Here is a 6,980-nt window from a genome sequence, read left to right as displayed (position 1 = left end):
CGCCACGTGGCGACGTCGATCACGACACTGCGTCATCGACTGAGCTATCAGTTGATCGCTCGTCTCGGGCAGTGCCCATGCTGCGGAAGGGCAAGCGCAAAGCATCTTTTATGACACAGTAAGACTAGAAGCGATGGCGCACGCCCAGGCTGATGCCGGACTGGTTCCTGGAGCCCGCCGACAGCGTACTGAGCGCGGAGAAATTCACCCCCGCACTGCGCACATGCGCCGCCGCCGCGTACAGATTGGTGCGCCTGGACAGCGCGTAAATGGCCTGCACGGTCATCTGTTTGGGCGTGGGCTGGTTGCCTGCGCCGTTGCGCGTCTTCACGTTGTTCTGGTAGTACGCCGCGTTGAGCACCAGCGTTGTGCTGAGCTGGTAGTTCGCCCCCACCCACCAGAAGTCATCACGCAGGGCGGTGACACCCGTTTCGGTCTTGTTCTCGCCCCAGCGGTAGCCGCCGGACAGGCGCAGCGCGGGGACGAGTTGATAGCTCGCGGCCGTGGCCAACTTGCGCGATCGGGGGTGCGCCCCCTTCACGTCTGCGCCGTTCTGCTGATCGACCGTGATGGTCGCATTCAGGCCGCTCTTCACGTAGCTCACGAAGCCGCCCCATGCGGCGTTGGCGGACTTCGATGTGGTCTGCTCGCCGAACGCGTAGTGCGCCTGCGCCTGGATGGCATCCACGTTGAAGCGGTACTTCAGGGCGTTGTCGTTGCGTAGATTGCCCAGCAGCGGGCTGAACGGCTCATAGGCCCCGGAGTAGGCCAGCGGCGAGATGAACAGAAGTGCATCGAAGATGGAGGTGTACTGACGCCCGAGCGTCACGCGGTGCTGCCGGCTTTCAAGCCCCAAGAACGCGCCGCGATTGAAGAACTTGTTGGCATCGGCCTGTGTTCCGGTGTCTGAATTGAAGCCATGCTCCAGCGTGAAGATGGCTTTGAGCCCGCCGCCCAGATCCTCCGAGCCTCTGAATCCCAGGCGCGGGCCTTGCAGGCCGGAGTTGTTCATGCGCAGCAGAGTGCCTTTGCCGCCATCGGCTTTGGGCTGGCTATCGAGGTACTCGATGTTGGTGTCGATGATGCCGTAGATCGTGAGCTGCGACTGCGCGGCCGCATAGGTGCAAAACGTCAGGGCGAGCAGGGGCAACATCCGCTGCGGGATGGTCTTTTTCATGGGGTCTCCTCTGGTGAATGACGAACGGTTTTCGCGGCCTAGATTTCGATGCCGCTGTCTTTGATCAGCCGCCCCCCAGCGGCGTCTTTCCAGATCCATCTACTTCTGGAAATCAGCCGTGGACAGTCCGCCTGCGACGTAGCCCAGCTCCTTGAGTCGTGGCGGCACGTCCGGCAGGTTCATGACCTTGATCGATGCGCCATGAATCTTCTGCACGATGTCCGAGGGCGTGCCCTTGGGCAGAAAGAAGCCCGCCCAGGTGGGCAACTCAAAGCCCGAGAAGCCCTGTTCGGCGAGCGTGGGAACATCGGGCGTCAGGGGCGTGCGCTCCGAGCCGGTCACGCCGATCAGCCGGATCTTTCCTGAAGACAGCATGGGGCCGAGCGTCACGAGATCGAGAATGGTCATTGTGATCTCACCGGCCATCAGCGCCATCGTGACCTGCGACGATCCCCTGTACGGCACATGCACCATATCAAGGTGGGCCGTCCTGTTCAGGTGGTTGCCCAGAATGTGCGATGAAGAGCCATTGCCGATGGAGCCGTACATGTGGCTCCTGGGATTGCTCCTCACCTCCTGCACCAGTTGTGCAATGTTCTGCGCCGAGGTCAGCTGCGTGCCCACCGCAATCCACAGCGGGCTTTTCACCAGATCCACCACCGGTATGAGGTCGGTGAACGGGTCGTAGGGCAGCTTCTAGAACAGGTAGTAGGTCTGGATCAGCAGCGGGATCGACAGCAGCAGCGTATTGCCGTCAGGCCTGGATTTCGCGACGAAATCCGTACCGATGGTGGTGCTCGCTCCGGGCCTGTTCTCGACGATGATGGTGCGCTCCAGCTCCACCGCCATCCTGTCGGCAAACAGTCGACCCAGCACATCGCCGCCGCCGCCCGGCGCAAACGGTACGACCAGGCGCATGACGGGCGCGTTGCCCTCCGGGGCGGCGTGAACACCGGTGCGGGAGCCGATGAGCGAGGCGGCGCCCGCGCTCGCCATGAGCTTGTTGAACCGCCTGCGGTCGAATCCTGACATGGCCTGTCTCCAGCACAGAGTATTTGAAGTGCGTGACCGATTGCATTGCGCGCTGCGGACGCAATTTAGGGCGTCGCGCGAGCGGCGGAATCCACAAACTCCGGTTTTTCTCATTGCGTGAGATTCGGCATGCCGCAGGGACAGCGGCACTGACAGAGTTCTGAAAGCATGGAACCGCCAGCATGGCTGCCTCTTTGCACCGACCACGACGGAGACTCCATGGAACACATTGCTGCGGGACGCTTGGCCGCCCTGTCCACACCCACCCGCCGCCGGCTCGTAAGGCGGCGGCGCGCTCGCGCTCGGCGGCCTGCTGCCGGGCATGGCGGCGGCACAGTCCGACTGGCCCAGCAAGTCGCTGCGCTTCGTCGTGCTCTTCGCGCCGGGCGGCAGTTCGGAGATCGTGGCGCTCTCAACCGCGGCCGAGCTGTCCAAGACCCTGGGCCAGAACGTCTACGTGGACAACAAGCCGGGCGCCGCCGGCAACATCGCCATGGCCGAGGTGGCGCGCAGCGACGACCAGCACACGCTGATCCTGGGCCACATCGGCACGCTGGCGGTCAACCCCTTCATCTTCGACAAGCTGCCCTACGACGCCAACCGGGACTTCAAACCGGTCAGCCTGCTAGCCAAGGTGCCCAGCCTGTACGTGGTGCACCCCGACGTGCCGGCGAAGAACCTGAAGGAATTCCTGGAGTACGCGCGCAAGCAGCCGGGCAAGCTGAGCTATGGCTCGGCCGGCAATGGCAGCGCCGGACGGTTGGCCTTCGAGTACCTGAAGATGAGCGCCAACGTGTTCATGCTGCACGTGCCCTACCGCGGCACCGGCCCCATGCCGACCGACCTGCTGTCGGGCCGGCTCCAGGCCTCGGCCGTGGGTGCCGCCGCCATGCGGCCCTTCATCAAGTCGGGCAAGGTGCGCTGTATCGCCACGGGCTCCGCTCGACGGCTGCCGCAACTGCCCGATGCGCGCACCGTGGCCGAGCAGGGCTTCCGCGGCTTCGAGATGACTCAGTGGTACGGCATGCTGGCCCCGGCCAGCATGCCCGCCGCCCGCCTGGACAAGCTCGCCGCCGAAACCGCCAAGGCGGTGAAGGCACCGGCCTCGCTGGAGCGCCTGAACGGCGACGCAGCCGAGGCCATCGGCAACACGCCTGCGCAGTTCGCCCAGTTCATCGCCGCCGAGCAGACGCGCTGGAAGACCGTTATCGCGCGGGCGCAGATCAAGCCTGACTAGCGGGCCATCCGCATGCTGCACGCTTCGCGTCATTGCCAGCCCCCTCCCGGGAACACCTCCTGCGGCCTGGCTGGGTTCGTTCCGCGGATGTCTGGGCATGGCCTGCTCCGCGGCCTTTCGGGGTCTTTGTGGTTGGTGCGCTGCTGATGCCTGCGCGCGCTCAGCCCATCCCCGGGAAAGCCGCGTGGCATGCGGCCTCCATCATCTCTAGCATCCGCCGATGCGCATTCTGTTGGCTGAAGACGAACATACCCTGGGCACCTGACTGTGCAAGGCGCTGGAGCACGCCGGCATCCAGGTCGAGTGGGTGGATGACGGCCGCCTGGCCGACCGGGCGCTGCAGCAGCACGACCATGACGCGCTGGTGCTCGACCTGGGCCTGCCCGGGCTCGACGGCCATGCGGTACTGGAGCGGCTGCGCGCGCGACCAGCGCCTGCCGGCGCTGATCCTGACCGCGCGCGACTCGCTCGATGAGCGGGTGCGCTCGCTCAACGCCGGCGACGACGACTTCCTGGCCAAGCCCTTCGCGCTGGCCGAGCTGCAAGCGCGCCTGCACGCCCTGGTGCACCGTGCGCGCGGCAACGAGCACCCGCGCCTGGCCTGCGGCCCGCTGGTCTACGACGGCGCGCGCAAGCAGTTCCTGCTCCAGGGCAAGGCGCTGGCGCTGTCCCCGCGCGAGCAGGCCGTGCTGCGCGTGCTGGTGCAGCGCAGCGGCGATCCCTTCTCCAAGCAGCAGATCCTGGAGCGCGTGTTTCCAGACGACGAGGACGTACACCTCGAGGCGGTCGAGGTCTTCGTGCACCGGCTGCGCAAGCGCCTGGAGGGCAGCGGCGTGCGCATCACCAATCTGCGCGGCCTCGGCTATGCGCTGGAAGCATGAGACAGCCCCAGGCTTCGCGCGCTGCGTGTCGCTGCGCCCCCTGCGGGGGGCGCGTCCAGCGGCCCGGCGAAGCCGGTTCCGCGCATGTCTTGGCATAGCCTGCTCGGTGGCCTTTGGTGCCGCTGGGTTTCTTACGCTGTTGGTGATGCGCGGCGCAGTGGAGCATTGGCATGTTCGAATTCTTCGAGCTGACCGCCAGCGGGCAGGTGTTCTTCCGCGCCGCCAGCTCCGACGGGCTGGTGGAGCTGGGCAGCGCCGCCCGGCACGCTGGTGCCCAAGGTGCCCGAGGTGCCCGTGTTCTATGACGCCAGCTACTTCGGCGGGGCGGTGCGCCTGGTCGCCTACCAGCGCGAGCTGGACCGTGCGCCGGCCGGAAGCCGTGCGCGCAGCGTGCTGGTGCGGGTGCCGAGAGCACCCGCTCGCGCCAGGAGTTCACCCGCCGCTTCGTGCAGCGCGCAGCGCTGCGCGATGGGCTGGTGCTGGCGCTGCTGCTGTGCACGGCTTGCACGCGAGGTCGGCAACCGTCGCCCGGAAGACCTGACCCCGCTGACGGACGCCGACCTGCCGGCCGACGTGCGGCCGCTGGTGGCGGCGGTCAACCAGCAGATGGTGCGCACGCAGGGCCTGGTGGCGCAGCAGCGCCAGTTCCTCGACGACGCCTCGCACCAGTTGCGCACCCACCTCACCACGCTGTAGATGCAGGCCGACTACGCCCTGCGCACGCACGACCCCGGCCAGGTGCAGGCGGCACTCGCCGCGCTCGCAGCCGAGATCACGCGCGCCACGCGCAGCACCCAGCAGTTGCTGGCGCTGGGCCGCAGCGACACCAACGCCATCGACATGGCCGGGCTGGACCTGGCCGCGCTGCTGCGCGAGGTGGCGCTGGACCTGCTGCCCCAGGCGCGCGCCAGGCGCATCGACCTGGGCGTGCATGCCGTGCCGCCGCCCTTCCCCGCCGTGGCCGACCGCCAGTTGCTGCGCGAGGCGCTGGCCAACCTGGTCGCCAACGCCATTGCCTACACGCCCGAGGGCGGCACCATCAACCTCCTGGCCGGGGGCGACGCGGCGGGCTGGAGCGTCGGGGTCGAGGACAACGGCCCGGGCCTGAGCGAGGAAGAGCGCGGCAGCCTGGGCCAGCGCTTCCGGCGCGGTACGCGCGCGGTGGCCGGCGGCTCCGGGCTGGGGCTGGCGATCGCGCGCTCGATCGCGCAGCGGCACCGGGGCGTTCTGCGCCTGGAGGCGCGCGGTGCAGGACCCGGACTGCATGCGGCCTTGTGGTGGCCGCGGGGAGACACATGAAACGCCGCCAGACCCTGGCCAGCCTGGCCGCCCTGCTCGTTGCAGGCCGCGCCAGCGCGGGCAGCGACGACCCCAGCAACGCCGCCGCCGAGTGCGTGATCCCGGCCAAGGCCGGCGGCGGCTTCGACCTGACCTGCGCACTGGCGCGCGACGCGCCGCAGGCGGTGCGCCCGCAGCGGCCGCCGCTGGCGCAGCGCTACCTGCCGGGCGGCATCGGCGCGCTGGCGTTCGACCGCATCGCCACCGGCCGCATGGGCGGGCCGGGCACGCTGGTGGCCTTCTCCAGCGGCTCGCTGCTCAACCTGGCGCATGGCCGCTTCGGGCCGCACCCGGACTCCGCCGCACGCTGGATCGCCGCGCTGGGCACCGACTATGGCGTGATCGCCGTGCGCAGCTACTCGCCCCTGCGGCGCCTGCAGGACGTGGTCGCCGCGCTGCGCCAGGACACGGCGCGGCTGGCCTTCGGCGCCGGCGGCACCGTGGGCAGCCAGGACTGGATGAAGGCCGCGCTGCTGGTGCGCGCCGCCGGGCGCGACCACAAGGCCATGCGCTTCGCCTCCTTCGAGGGCGGCGGCGAGGCGCTTTCGGCGCTGCGCGGCGGCCATGTCGACCTGTTCCCGGGCGACGTGGCCGAGGCGCAGCAGGCCATCGCCGCCGTTGCGCCGCTGCGCCTGCTGGCGGTGCTGGCCGACGCGCGCCTGCCCGGCACCCTGGCCGGCATGCCGACCGCGCGCGAGCAGGGCGTGGAACTGGTCTGGCCCACGGTGCGCGGCCTGTACCTGAGCGCCGACGTGCCGGTGGCCGCCGCCCATGCCTGGAGCGAGGCTTTCCGCCAGGCCATGGCCGCACCGGGCTACGCAGCGCTGCGCGAGCAGTTGGGGCTCTACCCGTTCTCGCTGACCGGCGCGGCGCTGAATGACTTCGTGCAGCGCGAACTGCAGCGTTACCGGCACTTGGCCTTCGAACTGGGCCTGCGGCGCTGGTAGCGCCCAGCGCCAGCGGCCGGAACTCACCGCGCCGCGGCCCGCTGCCGCCGGCACTAGGGCCTGTCATCCTTCATTTCACCCCCGTGCTGGCCCCGGCATGCGGAGGGATGCGCGAAGCGCGGCACGGCCCATAGCACCGCTATTGGCAAGCCGTGCGACAAGCAAGCCGTGCGACAAATCAGACGCCGCATGCCGGGGCCAGCCCGCAGGGAAAGCGGAGGCGAAATGAAGGATGAAACACTCTAAGGCAAAGCTGAACAAGCGGTCGATTTCAGCGAGGCGCGGTCGCGTTGATCGGGAACTCCGAGATGGGAAGGCCGCAGCGGCTCGATTGCGAGCCGGATTGCGACCATTTCTGGCCCACGCCC

The 6,980-nt window shown here is 68.5% G+C and carries 6 protein-coding genes and 3 pseudogenes; 6 read left to right on the top strand and 3 right to left on the bottom strand.

All coding sequences use genetic code 11. The features are described from left to right. Positions 1 to 124: 124 nt before the first annotated feature. Positions 125 to 1,177, bottom strand: coding sequence for a porin (locus tag JHD63_RS21215; protein WP_198972786.1), 1,053 nt, complete (start codon positions 1,175 to 1,177; stop codon positions 125 to 127). Between the two features lie 99 nt (positions 1,178 to 1,276). Further along, positions 1,277 to 2,095: pseudogene (locus JHD63_RS21210) on the bottom strand (Bug family tripartite tricarboxylate transporter substrate binding protein). Positions 2,096 to 2,428: 333 nt separating this feature from the next. On the opposite strand from JHD63_RS21210, the pseudogene JHD63_RS21200 reads away from it, so the two are divergent. Continuing rightward, positions 2,429 to 3,446, top strand: a pseudogene (locus tag JHD63_RS21200) (Bug family tripartite tricarboxylate transporter substrate binding protein). 160 nt (positions 3,447 to 3,606) lie between these two features. Here JHD63_RS21200 and JHD63_RS24225 read toward each other — a convergent pair. Then, the gene (locus JHD63_RS24225; protein WP_233168515.1) at positions 3,607 to 3,801 is read right to left on the bottom strand and encodes a hypothetical protein; all 195 of its coding nucleotides are present in this window, start codon (positions 3,799 to 3,801) and stop codon (positions 3,607 to 3,609) included. Here JHD63_RS24225 and JHD63_RS21195 point away from each other — a divergent pair. The 5 genes and pseudogenes from JHD63_RS21195 to JHD63_RS21185 all read left to right on the top strand — a co-directional run bounded on the left by JHD63_RS21195 (position 3,712) and on the right by JHD63_RS21185 (position 6,612). Further along, positions 3,712 to 4,327: pseudogene (locus tag JHD63_RS21195) on the top strand (response regulator). The gene JHD63_RS24225 and the pseudogene JHD63_RS21195 overlap by 90 nt on opposite strands. Before the next feature lie 170 nt (positions 4,328 to 4,497). After that, positions 4,498 to 4,632 carry a hypothetical protein gene (locus JHD63_RS25090; RefSeq protein ID WP_370590606.1) on the top strand — a complete coding sequence of 45 codons (135 nt, stop codon included), beginning with the start codon at positions 4,498 to 4,500 and terminating at the stop codon, positions 4,630 to 4,632. Next, positions 4,607 to 5,023, top strand: coding sequence for a hypothetical protein (locus tag JHD63_RS25085; RefSeq protein ID WP_370590605.1), 417 nt, complete (start codon positions 4,607 to 4,609; stop codon positions 5,021 to 5,023). The genes JHD63_RS25090 and JHD63_RS25085 overlap by 26 nt, the downstream gene beginning before the upstream one ends. Continuing rightward, positions 5,024 to 5,626: a sensor histidine kinase gene (locus JHD63_RS25080; protein ID WP_370590604.1), complete on the top strand. Its 603-nt coding sequence runs from the start codon at positions 5,024 to 5,026 to the stop codon at positions 5,624 to 5,626. After that, positions 5,623 to 6,612, top strand: a complete 990-nt coding sequence (locus tag JHD63_RS21185; protein ID WP_198972782.1) for a tripartite tricarboxylate transporter substrate-binding protein — start codon at positions 5,623 to 5,625, stop codon at positions 6,610 to 6,612. Before JHD63_RS25080 ends, JHD63_RS21185 begins: the two co-directional genes overlap by 4 nt. The last annotated feature ends 368 nt before the right edge of the window (positions 6,613 to 6,980 follow it).

Origin of the sequence: Xylophilus sp. ASV27, assembly GCF_016428875.1 — a bacterium.
GTDB lineage: Bacteria > Pseudomonadota > Gammaproteobacteria > Burkholderiales > Burkholderiaceae_C > Xylophilus.
This window is presented reverse-complemented; position numbering and strand designations above follow the sequence as displayed.

Bases quoted from the DNA above. Each gene is read 5' to 3' on its own strand.
- JHD63_RS24225 (WP_233168515.1), bottom strand. From the start codon at position 3,801: ATGGTCGTGCTGCTGCAGCGCCCGGTCGGCCAGGCGGCCGTCATCCAC.
- JHD63_RS21185 (WP_198972782.1), top strand. From the start codon at position 5,623: ATGAAACGCCGCCAGACCCTGGCCAGCCTGGCCGCCCTGCTCGTTGCA.
- JHD63_RS25090 (WP_370590606.1), top strand. From the start codon at position 4,498: ATGTTCGAATTCTTCGAGCTGACCGCCAGCGGGCAGGTGTTCTTCCGC.
- JHD63_RS25080 (WP_370590604.1), top strand. From the start codon at position 5,024: ATGCAGGCCGACTACGCCCTGCGCACGCACGACCCCGGCCAGGTGCAG.
- JHD63_RS21215 (WP_198972786.1), bottom strand. From the start codon at position 1,177: ATGAAAAAGACCATCCCGCAGCGGATGTTGCCCCTGCTCGCCCTGACG.